22 protein-coding genes are annotated in these 19657 nt (G+C 39.5%); 5 read left to right on the plus strand and 17 right to left on the minus strand.

Features of this window, described 5'->3' with window-relative positions; translation table 11 throughout:
- Window positions 1-52: 52 nt before the first annotated feature.
- The 17 genes from EP57_RS03795 to EP57_RS03880 all read right to left on the minus strand — a co-directional run bounded on the left by EP57_RS03795 (window position 53) and on the right by EP57_RS03880 (window position 14113).
- The gene (locus EP57_RS03795; protein WP_036084382.1) at window positions 53-1069 is read right to left on the minus strand and encodes a zinc-dependent alcohol dehydrogenase; all 1017 of its coding nucleotides are present in this window, start codon (window positions 1067-1069) and stop codon (window positions 53-55) included.
- A gap of 214 nt (window positions 1070-1283) precedes the next feature.
- Window positions 1284-1889 carry a hypothetical protein gene (locus tag EP57_RS03800; RefSeq protein WP_143812822.1) on the minus strand — a complete coding sequence of 202 codons (606 nt, stop codon included), beginning with the start codon at window positions 1887-1889 and terminating at the stop codon, window positions 1284-1286.
- 26 nt (window positions 1890-1915) lie between these two features.
- Window positions 1916-2437: a hypothetical protein gene (locus EP57_RS03805; RefSeq protein ID WP_036084384.1), complete on the minus strand. Its 522-nt coding sequence runs from the start codon at window positions 2435-2437 to the stop codon at window positions 1916-1918.
- Between the two features lie 138 nt (window positions 2438-2575).
- Entirely contained in the window at window positions 2576-3625 is a 1050-nt protein-coding gene (locus EP57_RS03810; protein ID WP_036084385.1) for a HAMP domain-containing sensor histidine kinase, read from the minus strand.
- The gene (locus EP57_RS03815; RefSeq protein ID WP_036084386.1) at window positions 3622-4293 is read right to left on the minus strand and encodes a response regulator transcription factor; all 672 of its coding nucleotides are present in this window, start codon (window positions 4291-4293) and stop codon (window positions 3622-3624) included. Before EP57_RS03815 ends, EP57_RS03810 begins: the two co-directional genes overlap by 4 nt.
- Before the next feature lie 112 nt (window positions 4294-4405).
- Window positions 4406-5479 carry a threonine aldolase family protein gene (locus EP57_RS03820; protein ID WP_036084387.1) on the minus strand — a complete coding sequence of 358 codons (1074 nt, stop codon included), beginning with the start codon at window positions 5477-5479 and terminating at the stop codon, window positions 4406-4408.
- A gap of 136 nt (window positions 5480-5615) precedes the next feature.
- A complete protein-coding gene (locus EP57_RS03825) occupies window positions 5616-6968 on the minus strand; it encodes a hypothetical protein (protein WP_036084388.1) in 1353 nt (450 codons plus the stop codon).
- A gap of 179 nt (window positions 6969-7147) precedes the next feature.
- Window positions 7148-7798: a DUF998 domain-containing protein gene (locus tag EP57_RS03830; protein ID WP_036084389.1), complete on the minus strand. Its 651-nt coding sequence runs from the start codon at window positions 7796-7798 to the stop codon at window positions 7148-7150.
- 138 nt (window positions 7799-7936) lie between these two features.
- Window positions 7937-8536 (minus strand): hypothetical protein, encoded by a 600-nt coding sequence (locus EP57_RS03835; protein ID WP_036084390.1) that lies wholly within the window; start codon window positions 8534-8536, stop codon window positions 7937-7939.
- Window positions 8537-8831: 295 nt separating this feature from the next.
- A complete protein-coding gene (locus EP57_RS03840; RefSeq protein ID WP_036084391.1) occupies window positions 8832-9167 on the minus strand; it encodes a hypothetical protein in 336 nt (111 codons plus the stop codon).
- 44 nt (window positions 9168-9211) lie between these two features.
- Window positions 9212-9508 (minus strand): hypothetical protein, encoded by a 297-nt coding sequence (locus tag EP57_RS03845; protein ID WP_036084392.1) that lies wholly within the window; start codon window positions 9506-9508, stop codon window positions 9212-9214.
- 328 nt (window positions 9509-9836) lie between these two features.
- Entirely contained in the window at window positions 9837-10139 is a 303-nt protein-coding gene (locus tag EP57_RS03855) for a hypothetical protein (protein WP_036084394.1), read from the minus strand.
- A 70-nt stretch (window positions 10140-10209) separates the two neighbouring features.
- Window positions 10210-11391, minus strand: coding sequence for an MCP four helix bundle domain-containing protein (locus tag EP57_RS03860; RefSeq protein WP_036084395.1), 1182 nt, complete (start codon window positions 11389-11391; stop codon window positions 10210-10212).
- The gene (locus EP57_RS03865) at window positions 11391-12044 is read right to left on the minus strand and encodes an ATP-binding cassette domain-containing protein (protein WP_036084396.1); all 654 of its coding nucleotides are present in this window, start codon (window positions 12042-12044) and stop codon (window positions 11391-11393) included. The genes EP57_RS03860 and EP57_RS03865 overlap by 1 nt, the downstream gene beginning before the upstream one ends.
- 272 nt (window positions 12045-12316) lie before the next feature.
- Complete coding sequence (gene rlmH / locus EP57_RS03870) at window positions 12317-12796, minus strand: 23S rRNA (pseudouridine(1915)-N(3))-methyltransferase RlmH (protein ID WP_036084397.1); 480 nt, start codon at window positions 12794-12796, stop codon at window positions 12317-12319.
- Between the two features lie 55 nt (window positions 12797-12851).
- Window positions 12852-13046, minus strand: coding sequence for a CxxH/CxxC protein (locus tag EP57_RS03875; RefSeq protein WP_036084399.1), 195 nt, complete (start codon window positions 13044-13046; stop codon window positions 12852-12854).
- A gap of 365 nt (window positions 13047-13411) precedes the next feature.
- Window positions 13412-14113 carry a Crp/Fnr family transcriptional regulator gene (locus EP57_RS03880; RefSeq protein WP_036084400.1) on the minus strand — a complete coding sequence of 234 codons (702 nt, stop codon included), beginning with the start codon at window positions 14111-14113 and terminating at the stop codon, window positions 13412-13414.
- Window positions 14114-14550: 437 nt separating this feature from the next.
- Between EP57_RS03880 and EP57_RS03885 the strand changes: the two genes are divergently transcribed.
- From EP57_RS03885 to EP57_RS03905, 5 genes are all read left to right on the plus strand, one after another.
- Window positions 14551-15225 (plus strand): Crp/Fnr family transcriptional regulator, encoded by a 675-nt coding sequence (locus EP57_RS03885; protein ID WP_036084401.1) that lies wholly within the window; start codon window positions 14551-14553, stop codon window positions 15223-15225.
- Window positions 15226-15349: 124 nt separating this feature from the next.
- Complete coding sequence (locus tag EP57_RS03890) at window positions 15350-17710, plus strand: immunoglobulin-like domain-containing protein (RefSeq protein ID WP_036084402.1); 2361 nt, start codon at window positions 15350-15352, stop codon at window positions 17708-17710.
- A gap of 87 nt (window positions 17711-17797) precedes the next feature.
- On the plus strand, window positions 17798-18244 hold the full coding sequence (locus EP57_RS03895; RefSeq protein ID WP_052167533.1) for a DUF4352 domain-containing protein: 447 nt from the start codon (window positions 17798-17800) through the stop codon (window positions 18242-18244).
- Between the two features lie 13 nt (window positions 18245-18257).
- The gene (locus EP57_RS03900) at window positions 18258-18905 is read left to right on the plus strand and encodes a sugar transferase (RefSeq protein ID WP_036084406.1); all 648 of its coding nucleotides are present in this window, start codon (window positions 18258-18260) and stop codon (window positions 18903-18905) included.
- Window positions 18905-19654 (plus strand): WecB/TagA/CpsF family glycosyltransferase, encoded by a 750-nt coding sequence (locus EP57_RS03905; RefSeq protein WP_036084408.1) that lies wholly within the window; start codon window positions 18905-18907, stop codon window positions 19652-19654. The genes EP57_RS03900 and EP57_RS03905 overlap by 1 nt, the downstream gene beginning before the upstream one ends.
- Window positions 19655-19657 lie beyond the last annotated feature (3 nt).

Genomic DNA, 19657 nt, shown 5'->3' on the forward strand with positions numbered 1-19657 from the left:
AATAAAAACACATATTCAGCATAACATACGAACATGTGTTTTCATACTATTTTTATGTCAAATCAATAATTACTTTGACGGTTCCTTCGCCTTTAATCGCGACACGAAAGGCTTCTTCAATATCTTTTAATTTGAAAACTTGGGTGACCATCGTCGCAATATCGGTTTTCTCATTTTTGATATGGTCGACTACTTTGCGAATATCGGTGTCTGTATAACCACTCGCGCCTTGGATACTCACTTCTTTGGACATTACTTGCGCCAAACTAACGGGCACTTCCTCTTTATACACTGCGATAATCGAAATTTTAGCCCCTGGTTTGATAATTTGCATGACACTTTCGAACAAAATTGGGGCTCCTGCTGCATCAATGAAGATGTCTACGTCAGGAACTTGTTGCCCATAAACGTTTAATTCACCAAAATGCTCGCTTAATCCTGCTGCCAAATCTTGTTGCATTGTGTTCAGAACGCTCGCGCCGATATGTTTTGCTTTCTGTAATCGCCAATCGTTCGTATCCACTACGCATACATTCAGAAATCCTTCTGCGATAAGACTTGCCGCTGCTGAAATACCAATTGGTCCTGCGCCTAACACGACAATTTTGTCAGAGCGTTTTGGGTTTGTCCGGAATGCGCCATGTCTCCCAACGCTCATCGGTTCCATCAACACGGCCGCATCGAGTGAAACTGCTTTGCCCATATCGTATAAATTATAATCGAGCGCCGCGTCTTCAATTAATACATACTCTGAAAAACCTGATGCTTCTAGGGATTTCCGACGACCTACTCGTTTTGCAGTGATTGGATTAATGCCGACAATCATGCCCGTCGTAATTTGCTTCGAGACCTGCGCCCCAACTTCGACAATTTCGCCAACCATCTCATGTCCGAATTCTGCGCCAAGGCTTATACCACGGTCGCCAGCACCGGTTCTCACAATATTTATATCCGTTCCGCAAATTCCAGCCCGCAAGTTTCGCACTAAAACATCTTTTTCGCCAATTCGCGGCACTTCTTTGTCCTCGATTCGAATACCTTTTTCACCATAATATACTGCTGCTTTCATAAAAATCGCCCTCATTTCTTTATTTTATTTACGAAGTTTTTTATACGTTAAAATACCGCCTGAAACGGCTAGAACACTAACAATACCGATAATTAGTTTTTTCATAGTTGTCACTTCCCTTGCTTTATTTTGTCTAGCATGTGAAATATGTCCGAGATGGCAATGTAAAGTACGATTGTCCCGACGATAAAAAGCATTATTTGAATTAGCAACATCATGCCAACCTCCTCTTCAAAATCATGTATAAGCCAATAAAAACAGAAAGTGTACCGAATATAAGCCCAGAAATCATATTATAACCAACCGCATTGCCTTCATACGTAAAAGATAAAAGCGCCGCCTGCGTCATTGCTAGCGAAACTAACGCCGATGCAAAATTAGTCAGTTTCACAGCTTCCATGATTAATTTCTTGTCTTTCCGCGCATTCACAATCCCTTGAATCGATAAAACCAGTTCCGTGAAGGTCACCGTAGCAATTATTACCGCGATATGCGGATCATATTTAATCTCCGTGTTCGAGAAAGTCAACACACTGCAGAAAAGGATAAACGTTCCACTTGAAAACACAATCATCCAACCGATACTCCGATACGACTTAAGCTGCACTGCCTGTTGCTCCGCTTCATTCATTGGTGCCGCGCCATGCGTTCTCACAGCCGTATGTTTCGCTAATGCCATCCCAATGTTGAATAAAGCTTGAATGAATAAAATAAAAGAAAGTGAAAAGACACCTAAAATAATTCTGGCAAGCGCTAATATCGCATTAAATGGAACGGCTATCCTTGTAAAATACATGCACCGTGTATATCTATCCCTCACGTCTTTATTCCCCTTTTTCTAAGCCTTTACTTTGGTAATAAACTATTGGCCTTCTTACTCACTTCATACAACTCATCTTCTTTTTGATTCATCAATATCGCAACTTCCGCCGATTTCTTCTGATACAGTTTCTTATAGCAAAAATACGGAATGATCCAGCCGATAAAACCTGGTACCGCGAAAATGACAGACAATGTGATAAGCCCGCCCGTCACTGCAAAAACCGAACCTGCCATGCAAATCGTTCCAATTAATGCAATACCGTAAGCGACGATTTGTGCCATTGTTTTTTTAGACCGCTCCAACTGTTCCATCTCATCAACACACGCATCGAATTGGCGTTGTAGCCTTGTTAATTCCGCCTTATTCCGAATTTTACGGTCTCGTTTAAATTTTATTTTTAAACTGGCTAAAGGTTTTATTGGCTTAGCAATGCTGTCCAACTCCCAGCCAAAGTTAGTGTAGCCATCGACAAATAGTGATTCTTGCTCCTGATTAACCGTAATATCTTTATACTCATAGCCAATGAAATCCGCTCTACCACTCATTTTCCTCTCTCCTTCACTTACTTGATGTACCTATCTTAATCAATAGATGTTTGCGATTTGCATCTAAAATGTTTCTGAAATGTTAATTTGCACAAAAAAACAGCCCCGATTCCGATTTCGAATCTAAGACTGCTATTTTTAATATCCCGCATTTAATGTAACTACAAAAGTCGTGCCTTCGCCAAGTTCGCTTTCGACCGTAATCGTTCCACCGACAAGTTCAACGACTCGCAATGAAAGTGCCAGCCCCAAGCCATTGCCTTCCTTGGAACGCGAAGAATCCCCTTGATAAAATTTTTCAAAAACGCGTTTTCGTGTTTCTTCGTCCATCCCGCAACCAGTATCAGAGATCACGATACTCACGGAATTTTCTGTGGAGGTTTGCGTGCATTTGATAACACCACCTGGTTCGGTAAATTTCAGCGCATTGGCAAGTAAGTTGCGCCACACAATTTCCATCAAATCAGGATCGGCGTAAATAGAGGCCTGCTCTTCAATATCCACCTCAACCTGAATCTCTTTTTGCGCTAACAAGTCATCGAATGAAAGGATGCAATCCGATAGCTGTCGGCAAACATCGTATGGCTCCTCCGGCAACTGAATGCCCTGATTTTCCAACTTATTCAAACTCAAAATGTTGCTCACCAAAACCGATAAGCTTTGCGATGCCGAAATAATCGTTTCTACATATTCCATTCTTGTTTCTGGCGCCATATTTTCATTTTTGAGGGCTGCTGCGTAATTTTGAACGATAGATAATGGTGTTTTGATTTCGTGGGAGACATCGGCGATAAAGTTGGTTTTCATTGTTTCGAGCGAACCGAGAGCCTCGACCATCTTGTTGAAATCTTGAAACATCGTGTCGATATAATTATGTTTATTCACGGTATGCAGCGGTTTTAAATATACGGTGAAATCGCCCTCTGCCACTTGCTTTGTAGCCAAACTTAACTCGCGCATCGGCTTGTCAAAAGCAATGTATTTTTGGTAACCCGTGAGAAGACAGAAAAGCGCCGCAATGATTCCCCAATACAAGACGTACCAGCCGATATACGGACCCGACTCTTTCAAAATATCCGCCCCAAACATCAACGCCGGAAGCATCGCGAGACCTCCTAACGCCAGCAAAACACCAATATACTCCAGCCAAGAAAAACGACTCACTTTCTTCAAAACATTATCGCTCATGCCAGCACCGCCTTATACCCGATACCATGAACCGTCATAATTTTAAAATCGGTGCAGGATGCGAATTTTGTACGAATTTTTGTAATGTAAATGTCCACTGCCCGCAAGCTCGTCTGGCTTTCCATCCCCCAGAACTCATCCATTAACTGTGCTCGCGAAAAAGCCTGATTTGGATAGGATAATAATTTGTAAAGGACGTTGAATTCGCGCACCGTGATGGGAATTTCCACATCATCAATCATCGCAGTTAGCGCCGCCGCATCCATCGTCAAACTTCCTAGAACTAGTTTTTGTTCCGTCGCAATGTTCGCCCGCCGAAGTAGCGCCGTAACACGCAGTACCAGCTCATCCAGATCAATCGGTTTCACCATATAATCATCAATTCCGAGCCTAAAACCCTTTTGTTTCGCCGCTAAATCATCTCTTGCAGACATGAACAGAATCGGAATATCCTTATCCAGCCCTCTCACCGTTTCCGCGAATTCAAAACCATCTATTTTTGGCATCATAATATCAGAAATAATTAAACTATAGCGATTACTATACATCAAATCATACGCTTCTTGCGGATTAAAGCATCCCTTCGCCGCGTAACCACTATTAGCAAGATATGTACACGTAATATGATTCAACTTCACATCATCTTCCACCACTAAAATATTAATCAAAGTTCGCAACTCCTCACCGTTTTGCCTACATTATACACCCAAAATGTTGATAAATTGTTTCTATATTAAAAAAAGAGCCACTATCTAAAAAAGACACTGACTCCACACAAAATTACTTCATGTTTCCTAACTGCTCAAAAACCTGCGCTAACTTCTCCGCTGGAACTTCCGTAATCGCGTCTCCAAGTGACAATTCAAACGCACATCTACCGTCCGGTTTCACTTGCAAATACCCCGAACAACCGACACCAGTCTCCGCGTGAATTTTTGCTAAAATTGATTCGATGACTTCCGCTGACTCATCAAAATAAACGTGAAACATGTTGGAAACAGGAACTTCTGGTAAAGTACTCACGCCACTACAAGCATTGAACCGGCCAGCCAACTCCTTCGCCGCCTCATAATAATGCCCCATTTTGCCGATTCGCTTATCATAATAATAATCCGCCGATAAAATATAAGGATACAAGCTAATCAAATCCCCGCCATAACGACGTTTCCAAACCTTCGCTTCCTTCACAAAATCCTCATCCCCAGCCAAAATCGCACCCGCAATCCCGCCTAGACCTTTATAAAAAGAAACATACACACTATCGAAAAGCGCGCTGATTTCTTCGGTTGATTTTTGATAGTAAGGGGTTATTTCCCACAAACGCGCGCCATCTAAGTGTAATTGAATACCATTTTCACGGCAATAGTGCGAAATTTCCTCCAACTCTTCGAAACTTGGTAATTGTCCACCGATTTCGCGCTGCGGTAGTTCTAGTAAAACGCAGGATACAGATGCATCTAGTGCTTTAATGTCCGCCAAAGTGATCAGTTTATCTGCATCGCATAGCAAAATCGGCTCGATGTGTTGCAATTCTCTTAGACCATCTTGTTCATGGATTTCCAAATGAGACAACGGATGATACCCGATTTTTGGATTCTGCTTCTTATCCGCCCAGATTCGTAAGGCGATTTGTTGCGCCATCGTGCCACTCGGGAAAAACACCGCGGCTTCTTTGCCTAACGTTGTCGCTATTTTAGCTTGGAAATCCTCGATAATTGCACCCGTTCCATAAATATCGCTTTCCAGGTTTGCATCAACATTTTCGAATGCTTCTTTGAGTACAGCCACATTGCGAGGACTATGATTTCCTAGTTTATACGTCGTATTTTGATATGATTTTTTTAAGTCTTGCATGCGTTCATCACTCCTAGTCAATTTCTTACTCCTTAGTTTAACATAGAATTGATTTAATTATTCGCTATATTGAATTTATGTAAAAAGCACCTCCAAAATTAGGGGTGGTTTCTAATTCTGGAGGTGCTTATTTTGATTATTTTACAACTGTAACGCTAGCGACTTCAGCATACCAATATTCACCGATATTAGCTTTAGCTTGAACAACTTGTCCTTCTTTTAAAGCAGGGACTTTTGCTACCCAAATGCCTGTTTCATCTGTAGTTACTGTAGCTTCGATAGCTCCATCAATCCATACGTTTACTTTTGAACCTGGTGCTGATACTCCAGCTACCTTTGTTCCTCCAGCTTTAAGTGTTACTAATAGATATGGTGTTTTATCTACCACTTGATATTGAGTGCTATCTACATACCAATTACCAACACTTGATCTTATCTGTACTTGTTGTCCTGTTACTAGTGCTGGAATATTCGCGCTCCAAATTCCTGTTTCATCTGCATATGCTGTCGCCTTCATTGAGCCGCCAACCCATACATCTACTTTAGAATTTGGTACTGCTGCTCCCCCAATTTTAGTTTCACCTGCAACAAGTGCTGTGATTACTACAGGTTCTTTACTTGCTACTTGGTAACGCACGCTTTCTGCAGACCAGTTGCCCACACTTGCTGTCACTTGGACTGTTTTTCCAACTTCCAAAGCTGGTACTTTCGCTACCCAGATACCGCCTTCATCCGCGTATACTGTTGCTTGGATTGTTCCGCCTACCAATACGTCTACTTTAGAATTCGGGGCTGCTACTCCGGCTACTTTTGTTTCACCAGTTACAAGCGGTGTGATTAATGTTGGTGCTTTGTCTACCACTTGATAACGATCGCTGTCCGCATACCAACTTCCGATGCTTGCGCGTGGTTGTACAATTTGACCTTTCTCTAAGGCTGGTACTTTTGCTACCCAAATACCAGTTACATCTGCATAAACTGTTGCTTTGATTGATCCGCTTACCCAAACATCTACTTTAGAATTTGGGGCTGCTACTCCAGCTACTTTTGTTTCACCAGTTACAAGCGGTGAGATTACTGTTGGTTCTTCGGCTACAACTTGATAGCGCTCACCATCTGCAGACCAATCGTCTAGTGTTGAGTGTAGTTGCACGATTTGACCTTTTGCTAAAGCTGGTACTTGCGCTGTCCAATTACCTTTAGCATCTGCTAATACTGATGCTTTTAATGAATCGCTTACCCAAACATCTACTTTAGCATTAGCAACAGCTATACCTGAGATGCTTGTTGTACCAACTACTAATGGCGAAGTAACTAGACCTGACAGACTTGCTCTATCTGAGACAGATTTCACTCCACTTACTAATTGATTGACAGTACTAGATGTGTACTGTTTACCACTTACCTCATCTGCGTTTACCGTTTGTTGAAATGTTGCACATACTGCTGCGATAGCTAGACATGTGACTAGACCTTTTTTTACTGACATCTTCTGCTTCACTCCTAAAATGTAATGTATTGTGAGCCTGTTAACTTCTCACTCCCAAACTATACCGCTGTTTACTATGTTTGGTCTATACGAAAAAATTATGATTTTGTTATTTTTTTAACTATAAAAATGTCTTTTTTGTGAAGGTTTTTATTGGATGTCAGTAATATGTTTTATAATTACACCTTGTTTTTACTGCCTTTGATTCGATTTACAGCGAATGCTACTATTGGTAAATAATTCAAGAAGAAACTAATACGTTGGCAAAAACCGATTTTGTTTAAAATTGGTAAATCATTGATTGCCGGAATGCGTGCTAAACCGTACACTCCTGCCGATAGAAGGCTGATGATGAATAATAGTAAGTAGATGTTACTTTGCCTTACTTTTCCTTGTTTGCGGTAGAGGATGATTAGAAAGAGCGGGAAGATTAGAAATCCTGCGTAGCCTAGGCCTGATCCGATATTGTGAATCCATGTGGAAATAGTCCAGGTTGATTGCTCCGTATCGATGCTGAATAATCCTGTGAATATGCAGTCTCCCACGCCATATAAGCCGATAGCCAAGGCGAGTAGACTAGCCAGTGTTCGAGATGTTGCTCGAAATGTTTCGTATATTGCTGGTAACGCCAAAACGAATAACACACCCGAAACCACCGACCATACCAAAAAAGCGCCCCGAACTGGGCTGGCCACATCGCCAAACACGCTCATTACCATCGTCATTTGATTCATTTCAGGGTAAAATAAGCCAAGAATGTACGGTGTTAGAAAATCACTTAGTACACCCAATAATAGAAAATAGAAACCATATTTTTTTAAAAAGAGCATTTTTAGTCCTCCAAATTGGAATTTTACGTAGTGAGATTTGATTTTCTTCTATGTATGGCTTTTATTATACATGATTCTAAATAAAATTAGCTAGTATGAGTCAGTGGGATTGAACTGACTCATACTAGCTAATTGTGATTATTTACTTTCTACTGTTACTTTACCGTTTTTATCTGTTGTAACAACTGTACCATTTCCGTCATCAACAGTTACGCTACCGTCAGGGTTTACTACACGTTTTGCACCGTCGGATGATTGTGCGTTACCGTTTTCATCACTGCTATTTCCTTGTCCGTCATCACCTGTTATGGTGCCATCTTTTTTAATTGTCCCTTTTGCTCCATCTGATGACTCGCCAGTAACACCATCTTTATCGACTGTCATTTTGTTTCCTTCGCCATCACTGATTGTAACACCTTTCTCATCTACTGTAACACTATTCTTATCTGTAGTGTCCGCATCTGTTTCCGATTTCTCCGATGAGGTAGAGTTATCTTCTTTTACCTCTGATTCGTTTGTGGAATCTGAACTAGTTGTATTTGCTTTATTCTCATCTTTTACTTCTGTTTTATTCTCATCCTTTACACCTGTTTTATTCTCATCTTTTACTTCTGTTTTTTTTGGTGGTTCTGAATTATCTGTATTGTCTCCATTATTTTGTGTAGCTGAACATCCTGCTAAACTTCCGATACTCAAACCTACACTCATTAGTACGATCATCCATTTTTCTTTTCTCACTTGCTTCCTCTCCTATGCATTAGTATAGTTTATGAGATTGCTGATAGATATTATTTGCTAGCAATTCATAGGTGGTATTAGCTCTCTACCTATTAAGTATATTTTGAAACTATATCATTCTAAATTTGGCTGAGTCTATATATGAAGTTTATATAAATATAGTTTACTTGACTAAAATTGTGTCTTATTTGTGAAGTATTTTATTGGATATTTAGAGGAGGTTTCTTGGTAAACCATATGTTTTTTCTTTCTGCCTTGAATTTCAAATGGGATTTCTGCATCGATAGCCCTGGTTCTATATTTCGGTGGCATTCTGTGACTCTCCCTTCGCTTTCCATAGCAGAATAGCCTCGACTTTGCCATTCATTTGCCAAATCACGAGGTCATTTTCATGCGTTTCTGGATGTTGACTGATACTGGCGGTATACTCCTTATCCTCTTGTAGATATTGCATCGTTAGAAAGCTGATTTCGTGTGCGGTCATTTGTAGCTCTTGGAGGCTTTTCGCTATCTCAGGTGCCGTTTCTTCCAGAACTAGCGCGACGGTTTCATAACCAATCTCTTCTATAGAAATAGAAAGCTGATAGCGTTGTTTCATTTGTTGTTGAAACCAGATTAGATTTTCTTGCATGTTTTCACCTCTTTTTTATGTTCCTTTTGGATTTGATGACACCTTTAGTTTTCTTCCAACTCTGTGAAGCGGTATAGTTTTTGATGTTGAAATAGCAAGGAATAGAGTGGACTATCGGTGTCTCCATCTGAAATGACGACCATTTTCCAGGCTTCATACTGGCACGTTCGGACAAAGAGTAGGTCTGGTAGCTTTTTCTTAGGAAGATGTTGGCTATAGCTTTTGTCCAATCCTTGGCGATGTAGCAACTGCAGATGTTCTTGTATCGCTTCTTCTGGAATAATGCCTACACCCTCCAACCACAGTGTTTCTTGAAAACGTTCTTTAGTGAAAATACACATGTTTTTCTCCTTTCTGCATAAAAATAGAGCCAATGCCTGTGTTAGACATTGACTCTTGAATATAATATTTATTTATATTTGGGTTTATTTCAAATCTAAGTATCGGATACCTCCCGTCAAAGATGAAAATTGTTAATCTTAGCCTTTTCACAACTATACCGTTCTTTACCCGCACGAACATATTCTCACCAAGATTAATGGCCTTACTTCGAGCTAGCATCGAAATAAGGCCATTAAATGAAGATATTAGTATAGCAAAAAAGGTACTCCGCTAAATTCAACTTCTTCTCTAAACTGTCTACTTGAAATGAGGTAGTGCAGTCTCATATTAATGATAATACTTTTTAGTACTGCTATCATAGTAATGCAATAGTGTGATATATCTATTATAATTCCATCCACTGCTAATCTTATCGGTTGTCGTATAAGACCAATATGCATTATTAGGGACTGTCCTCGATTGCGTAGACACAGTACTTCTTTTACCAGTATAAGAATTAATATCAAATTTTTCCCAATAAGGAACTGATTTAGCATACGCCCCTGGTTGAACTGCCACTACTAATCCCGCTAGTAAAATAAACACTAACAAAGAACGATACAAAAGACCTCTTTTTTTACCTGTTTTCATACAAAAAAACCTCCCTTTTATTCACTTGACTACCTAATCATACCAATGCAAAAAAATGATTGTCAATAGTTTACTGTACTCTTGTTTGATTTGTGTTTAATGTTAAGCTAATGCCTCTGCGGCTATCAATTACATAGTTTACTAGCAACAAAACCAGAATAGCGATGGATAACACAAGTATACCATTCTCAAAATTAATATTTCCGTTATCACATAGCATAGATAAGTAGCTATCGCTTATAGATGTGGCATTGAAATATGTCCCGGGTAGAAGGTGAGCCAATCGATTAAGTGGTTCTATTTTCCCGACTGCAAGGACTGGACTAATCAAAACGAGTAATGAAATAAATAGTGTTGGCATCACTCGCTTACATAGTTTACTAACAAGATCTAACGTTAGAACAACTAGGACAATAGTCAATATTTGTAGGCATATCGTTTGAAACAAAAGCTCTCCTACTGGTTTAGTAACTATATTTGGCTCTATATTTATTGCAATCGGATAAGAAAAACTCCCTGCCCCAGATAATAAACTGGCAGATAGATAAGCAATAACACCGCTAATTACATAGAAGGTAATTGATAACAGTAAACCAAAAAGCAATCTCTCAGACGTAGCTCTTGTATATTTTTGCGGCAATAATAAATCTCTATCTAAATTATTCCGAAAACGGTCAGTGAAGATAGTATTTAAAGTAAAGCAAAGTATTATCACAAACAAGACAGGCACAAAATTAGCTAAAGTTCGATATAGAAATGTCGCTCCTTGTGTTTCCATATCTTCTTGATCGGATTTAATATTTAGTTGCTCTAACTTCGTATATATGGCAATTTGTCGATAAATTGATTCCTTAAGCTCGGCAGGCGCTTCCATTTCACCAGTGTATAGTCCAAATGATTCTTTGAGTAGATGAATCTTTATTCTATAAGCCTCTGCCCACTTTCCATCTGTATATAAATCTACCATCTTCTCTTGTTCTTTTACCCGAGCCTTATTTATTTTCTCACTCGCTTCAAAATCGGCCTTATCTTTCTCAGTCTTAGCTGAGTCTTTCATTGTTTGCTCATTTAAAATTAGTATCTCTTTATTTGCCTTTATCTCATCTTGAGCCATTGCAGTGAAATCACGATCTTCACTTACACGCGTATTCATTATCAGCACGAATAAAATAGCTACAATGAATACTATTATAGGTAGCCAATTCCCTTTATTTTTGTAAAATTTTTTAAAGTATAACTTTTGCTGTCCCATTATTTATAGTCCTCCTGTTTATCTGTAGTTGTCTCACATAATTTTTTATCAGATATATAATAAACTTTATCAGAGATACTGTGGAGACTATCATTTTGATGAGATGAAAAGACAATGCATGTGCCCCGTCGCTTAGCTTCTTTCATAAATTCTATAAACCTTGTTTGATTAGCCTCATCAAGTCCATTCATCGGCTCATCCATTAGCCAATAATCTGTATTACTGACTGCATACATTGCTAAAACAGTCTTTTGCTTCATACCTAAAGAATATTTCCGAATTGGCAACTTAACAAATTCATTTAATTCCCAGTAATCAACAACTTCATTCACATCTACTTTACTATCAGCCCATCTATCATTAACGAATTGGAGATAATCCCACGCTGACAAATGTTTGTCTAACCAATCGGAACTCTCATAGTAAAATATTTTTTTCCTTGATGAGACCAAATCTAAAACCTTGCTATCCTCTTCTAAGTAAACTTTTCCTGCCTCTGCTTTTGTCAATCCCGCTAAAACACGAAGCAGCGTTGTCTTACCTGATCCATTAGGTGCAACTAATCCATTGGCTGAGCCTAATTCAAATTCAGCATTTACATTTTCTAATAATTTTTCCCTTGTAATGAGTGTTAAATTTTCTATTTTTAGCATAAGGTCACCTATTTTCTGCAATCTAATAGCGTTCGTCTAGACTACTTTTGTAAAATTATAGTTGAAAGGTTTCAATATTATATTATAGGTGTTTACAAATTAAGTCAATACACAATTAAAATCTCCTACGTACAGCCTCTTTTAATCCGAAACACAAAAAATGAGGCAGACCAGTCCATCCTGATACAGCCTCACTTAACCCTGAAAAAATGAATCTAAATCCCTACTTCCACAAACCGCTCCACACAGCCATTCCCATCAAAAAAATATCATCATTTGTGATACGGTTCCCCCCGATTAATCCGAAACGCCCGATACACTTGCTCCACTAAAACCAACCGCATCAGCTGGTGGGGCAATGTCAGTTTACCAAATGATAGTTTCTCGTCACTCCGTTTCAAAACCGCTTCGCTAAGGCCCAGCGATCCGCCAATCACAAAAGCGACTTTACTCTTCCCGTATGTAGCTAACCGATCAAGCCCTTCCGCGAACTCCTCACTGCTCTTCTGCTTACCATCAATCGCTAGCGCAATCAAATGCACATCATCCGCTACCTTCGCTAAAATCCGCTCTCCTTCTTTTTGCTTCACTTGCACCATCTCTGCTTCACTCAAAATTTCAGGCGCTTTCTCGTCCGGAACTTCAACCATCGTTATCTTCGCGTAAGCGCCAAGTCGTTTTGTATATTCCGCGATTCCCTGAATAAGGTATTTTTCTTTCAGTTTCCCAACTGTTATAATTTGGATATTCACAATTTATTCACTCCTTACTAACAAGTTATCCACAAAGTTATGCACATATCCACAATCATTTTCTATATTTTGTGTCTGAACATTCGTTCCCTACCATATATATCGCTTGATTTTTACAGTATCCACAGGTTATCCACACACCATCCGCATCCTCTAGCTTTTCAAATTCTGGAAAAGTTTCTTCTCCATAAACCCAATCATCTAAAGCCTCTTCTACATGTTCTTCACAGCTATATATAACACTTCTCACAAAAATCCCTCATTTCATACTACCTGTAGTATACGCTAATACCAATTAATTTCAAGATATTTTTTATACACAGGTTTTTACTTAGTTATTCACACTTTATCCCCTGAATATAGAAGGATATCCACAAGCTTATCTGGATTTTGTGGTAGAATATATGTTCTCTACTATATAATGATGCGTATCAATATTATTATCCACAGGTTATACACATACTCTTTATTTTTATCCTTGCTATCTGTCCTGAATGAACCCTCTATTATCAATACTTTCTCAGGTTTAACTATAGGATTAGCTTGTTAATTATCCACAAGCTCCATTTTTCTGTGGATAAGTTTTTGCGTGAACTAACACACATCTCTTTTCTTCTATACATATCTCTTTTTCTGACCATAATCTTCTTTTCGCAGCAAATCCTCATCCAAGACAATCCATCTCGATTTTTTTGAAGATATAATATTCTGTTTTCGCAGCGTCGTTAATACAGATATCGTATAAGAACGGGAGCATCTGGCAAACTCCGCAATAGTCTCATAGTTTACAAAGCTCGGTAATTCGATTTCACGAGCCTTGGTGTGGCGTCCAAATGTGTCAATAAGTTCTATTAATATATAAATAATGCGCTGTTTTGAACTAAGCGTAATCAGAGCCAACGAAGAATAAAAATGTCTGGATACTTGTGTCAAATACCGTAGTGCAATATGATTATGCGGATCTTCTAGCGCGATAACCTTTTTTAGAAACTCAGATTCAATTCGTAAACAATGGGCCTCACTTAGAGCAGTAGCTACCAAGTCATTAAAAACTATCGAATAATATAATGGGAAGAAAATAATGTGTCCTGCCTCCATCAGCATTAAAAAATGGTCGCCTTGTTCGTTTGTTGCATTGATTTTGAAATAGCCTTCTTTCACTAAATAACAATATCGATGCGCTTCCCTACGAGAGAACGATTCGCCTTTATTCATCGTCACATCCAGCGTATGCTTATTAAAATCAGTATATCGCTTCATTAACTTCACTAAATTCTTAGCATTCGAAAACGCTTCTAAATCACGCTCATTATACATTTGGCTTTCCCCCTGAATTTTAATAGTCTACTAAAAAACATTTTAGCTGGCTTTTGATATAGAAGAGCACGTATCACACGTAATAGATTCCTTCCGAGCAATGCTTTTGTGACAAAGGCCACTTTTCAATAAATTAAAGAACCTGACACAATCTCTATTTTTATAACAAAAATAACATAGAATTCATCTTTTACAATAACCTTATACCCTAAAATTATTACTATTCTAGACTAATCATCAAATATAACAAGCTTTCCGGCCGGTGTATAATAGCATTGTTCTTAAAACAAGAGGATGTAACAAAAAGTACAAAAAGTTTTCGACAATAGTGGAAAAACTTCAATATCGCCATTTAAAAACGCATGTATAATAAGCAATAGATTCGAGGTTGTCATTCATACATGCAACAAAAAATTAAACGAAAGAGATGACTAGTCATGTACACAGAACTAGACCAACTATACAATATGGACATTATTCGAACAAACTTTAACCAAGAAAAACTACTACACGAATTACTAACCTCTAGCTTAGTTGACTCTACGACAATCATGATTCCTAAAAACAGATATTTCGATACAGTTACTGATACACAAGAACATATTTACTATCTAGAACATGGTATTGCCCACCTCTCCTACGAAAATGAATCCCTTGCAGTTTTAATCGATCATCAATTCATCGGATTAGGAACGGTGCTTGATTTTCAAGAAAAAACCTTTGATATCCAAGCATATACCGACTGTGAGTTACTGATGTTCGACCGCAAACAAGTCATGGAGTTATTATTCAGCATGCAAGAAGGTATGCTTTACCACTATTTGTATGAAAAAGACCTTCAAAAAGCGCTACTTGAAAAAATCGACTTACTTTATCAAAAAGGCAGTGTCCGCTTATTGAAAACATTCCAAACATTATGCCACGCATGCGGCGACATTTCAAAAGATGGTTACTGGGTAAGTATTCCACGATGCTTCACAATTAAACGTATTGCCGACATGACAAACTTAAGTCCTCGCAGTGTTTCTGATTTCAGCGAAGAATTAATCGCAAAAAAAATCATCAAAAAAGAAGCCGGCCAGTTCATAATTCATACCAAAAATATCGAATAATTAAAATAATATTCTATATTTCAGAGGATTATTTAAAAGGAGGTGTTGCCTGAAAGTAAGAAATAAGGTAAGGCACCGTAGGAACAAACAAAATTTATTTAATTAAAAGGAGCAAAAATAAAAAATGAGTACTAACAAATTGATACAAAAATCATTAAAACTAACAGCAGTAGGAGCCATCGCTTTTTCAGTATTAGCACAACCACTTAGCCTAGTAGTAAATGCAGCAGAAACAACATCAACTAAATCAGAAAGACAAGTAGTTCAAGCAACAACACAAGATGAACTATTATCGAACAGTAAATTAGATATAGTAGGAATCTATCCTGACGCACAATTCTTCACTGGATGGACAACAACAAGCATAGCTTCTCGCACAAGTGATTTAACCAGCCCAAGTTGCGTAGGTCCAGCATTTAGCCTAACTTTTGATGCTAATACTACTGAACCGGGCTACATGATTATGAATGGGACATTCGCTCCTCAGAGAGTTAAAATCGAAAATAGTAATGGTAGTAACTCATTAGTGGTATCAGCAAGAGGCGCAACCACTAATGAGAAAGGGGCTATCGTAGTTTATCAAGATGTAAATACAGTCATCGGAAAAGAATATATGCTCTCTCAATCGGGTACGTACACAGCAAATGATTATAATCCCTATACTCAATCTACTCTTAATAGAGCTAGAAGTATCAACGTCTTCGCAAGTAATACTAACTCAACCGAACGATTAGCCTTAGTTAAAGCAACAGACACCAAACAATCCACTACGTTTGTCGCACAATCCACACGCACACGAATCTATGCTGTCATTGGAACACCTACACAAGACTACTATAATACCTCTAGCATTATTTGGCAAACCATTAACACAACTGGAAATAACCTCTTCGGCGTTTCCTTAAAGGCTTCTAGCACTGGCACAAGTGAAGCAAAAGCAGCCACGGATGCGCTATTTGTCGATAACGACCCTACCAAAGATATCAAACCGACAACAGACCAAGCCGCGATTGATGCAGCACAAGCGAAAATTGACAACGTCACAGATGCTACAGCGAAGGCAGAACTACAAGCAGAACTAGACAAAGCACAAGCGGCAATTGATGCACGCACAGCAGAAGCACAACGCGAAGCAGAAGCAAAAGCTGCAACAAATGGTTTATTCGTAGATAACGACGCTACAAAAGGTATCAAACCTTCGACAGATCAAGCGGCAATTGATGTTGCTCAAGCAAAAATAGACCTTGTAACAGACGCTACTGTCAAAGCAGAACTACAAGCAGAATTGGATAAAGCACAAGCAGAACTTGACGCACGCACAGCAGAAGCACAACGCGAAGCAGAAGCAAAAGCTGCAACAAATGGTTTATTCGTAGATAACGACGCTACAAAAGGTATCAAACCTTCGACAGATCAAGCGGCAATTGATGTTGCTCAAGCAAAAATAGACCTTGTAACAGACGCTACTGTCAAAGCGGAACTACAAGCAGCGTTGGATAAAGCACAAGCAGAACTTGACGCACGCACAGCAGAAGCACAACGCGAAGCAGAAGCAAAAGCAGCTATCAATGACCTTTTCATTGGGAACAACCCAGCCAACAACATCAAAGACACAACGACACAAGCTGCAATTGATGCTGCTCAAGTGAAAGTAAATGCGGTGACAGATCCAGCTGTGAAAGCAGAATTACAAGCACAAGTTGATAAAGCACAAGCGCAAATCAACACACGCAATCCAATCAATGGCACTGTTGCGAAATACACTGTCGGCGACCTAAACATCACAGGCACATACTCTGGTCCAGCAACAGCACTAAGCGTAGACATCAATGGCAAACGCTACTATGGTGGTACAATCGCTGATGGAAAATTCAAGTTCTATGTTGGCGATAAAAACCTAAAACCAGGCGATGTCGTGACTTTAAACTTATATGACACAAACAAACAAATCCAAAAATCAATCACAGTGACCGTTTTTGAAGCACTTAAGATTACCATTACAGACTACAAAATCGGCGACAACTATTTGACAGCCACATACAACTACCCAGAAATCACTAAAATCGGTATTGTCGTAGATGGCACGAAATACTGGGGCGGCGACGTCAAAGATGGTAACGCGAAATTCTTCGCAGCAGATAAAATCAAAAACGCGAACGCCGACGTCACTATGAATTTTTACGATGCAAACAACAACCTGATCGCATCTAAAAAAGTAGTTATCGCTACTGCATCATCAGAAATCTCCACAGCGAACTACACAGTTGGTGCTACAAACATCACAGGTACATTCGCAGGCGATATTCGCAAACTTGCTGTCTCTGTCAATGGTACAAAATACTATGGTGGCTCACTTACAACGAACGGCACGTATAAATTCTACGTACTAGACAAGAAAATTAAAGCTACCGACACAGTCATCGTATATGGTTACGATGCAAACAACGGTTTACTATCACAAAAAACAGTAACTATCGCAGAATAATAGACTAAATCAAACGAAAGGGAACTATCTCAGTAAATAGCACATATTTACGATAGTTCCCTTTTGAAAAGTAAAGGTAGGAAACAGATGAAAAAAACACTAATCGCAATATTTGCATCATTACTTCTCATCACAGCATTAGCAGGTTGTGGCACTAAACAAGACGACACGGATCTAAACAAAGCACTAGGAAATAAAGAAATCACCGTCACACCAACGAAAGTAACCCGCGAAAAAGCCACAAGCGACCGCAAAGCTATCTTAAAAGTTGTCGTCCAAGTAAAAAACAACTCTAAGAAAGCCATCGGAATCGGTGCAGGAAACTTCAATTTAAAAGACGATGACGGCAAGAACTACGATAACTACGGACTAAAAGCCGACAGTCTTGGTCAAGAATTAGAAGCAGGTAAGACGGTGACTGGCAACATCTATTATGAAATCCCCGCTGATTTAGAAAAAGGATGGATGGATTATGCTGTGTCACTAGGTCAAGAACCCGCAGCAGAATGGCTACTAGCATTTCCAAAGAAATAAGGAGGAATAGCAATTGTTCTATTCGTCACAAGAAGTAAAAAAAGTACAACGAAACAAGAAAAACGAACAACGATATCGCATCTTAGACATTACTATCGCAACATTTGCATTGCTCATCAGTTCGCCAATACTTCTTATTATCATGCTCATTATTAAATGTACTGAACCTAAAGCCCCTGTCTTCTTCCACCAAAAACGAATCGGACGCGACGGCAAAGCATTCAACATGTACAAATTCCGTACCATGGTCGTAGATGCCGAACAGCAAAAAGCTCAACTACTCGCCCAAAACGAAGTCGAAGGCCACATGTTCAAAATGAAAGACGACCCACGCATTACTAAAATCGGCAAAATTTTACGGAAAACCAGTCTTGACGAATTCCCGCAATTGCTCAATGTGTTACAAGGACATATGAGCGTCGTGGGCCCGCGTCCCCCATTGCCCAATGAGGTCGCCCGGTACACATCCTACGACATGATGCGCCTCGCTGTAAAACCAGGTTGCACAGGGCTTTGGCAAGTAAGTGGTCGCAATAAATTGAGCTTTCAAGAGATGGTTGAATTAGATCTACACTACATTCGCAACCGCTCCATCAAGTTCAATTTCATTATCCTGATGAAAACATGGCGCGAGCTAACAGGTAAAGGAAGTGGCATTTAGTGACGCAACGCATTCAATTTCTAGATGCCAATCTCGATACCCATACTTTCGACGAAACGATACACCAAATCGAAACCCATATACACCACCGCAACCCGATACATCACACAGGCGTCAATGCCGATAAAATAAATTTGATGAAGAAAAATCCACATTTCAAAAAAATAATCAATGAAGCGGCCCTAATCAATCCCGATGGCATGTCCGTCGTGTTAGCCGCCAAACTATGCAACCAACCACAACTAGAACGCGTCGCTGGCATTGACGTCATGATTCGCTTACTAGAACTATCCGCAGAAAAAGGCTACCGTCCTTACTTTCTCGGAACAAGCGAACCCATCTTAGAAAAACTCATCGCAACCGTCCAGCACGACTACCCAACACTCACGATTGCAGGCGCCCATCACGGTTTTTTCCAACCAGAAGAAGAAGCTCGCGTCGTAGCTGACATCAAAGCAAGCCACGCGGACCTTCTTTTCATCGCATTACCAAGCCCGCAAAAAGAGTTTTTCGTCGATGCACATCTGGCAGAAATGGCTGTCCCCGTCTCTATCGGCGTTGGCGGGAGCTTCGATGTGATTGCTGGCGAACTAAAACGCGCGCCAAAATGGATGCAGCATCTCAACTTAGAATGGTTTTACCGCATGATTCAAGAACCGAAACGACTCGGCAAACGCTATATCATCGGCAATGCCGTTTTTATAAAACACGTATTACAAGCAAAATTCGCACGGAAAAGAGAGGTTTAAGAC

Source organism: Listeria booriae (genome assembly GCF_000766865.1).
In the GTDB taxonomy this organism is placed as follows: Bacteria; Bacillota; Bacilli; order Lactobacillales; family Listeriaceae; genus Listeria_A; species Listeria_A booriae.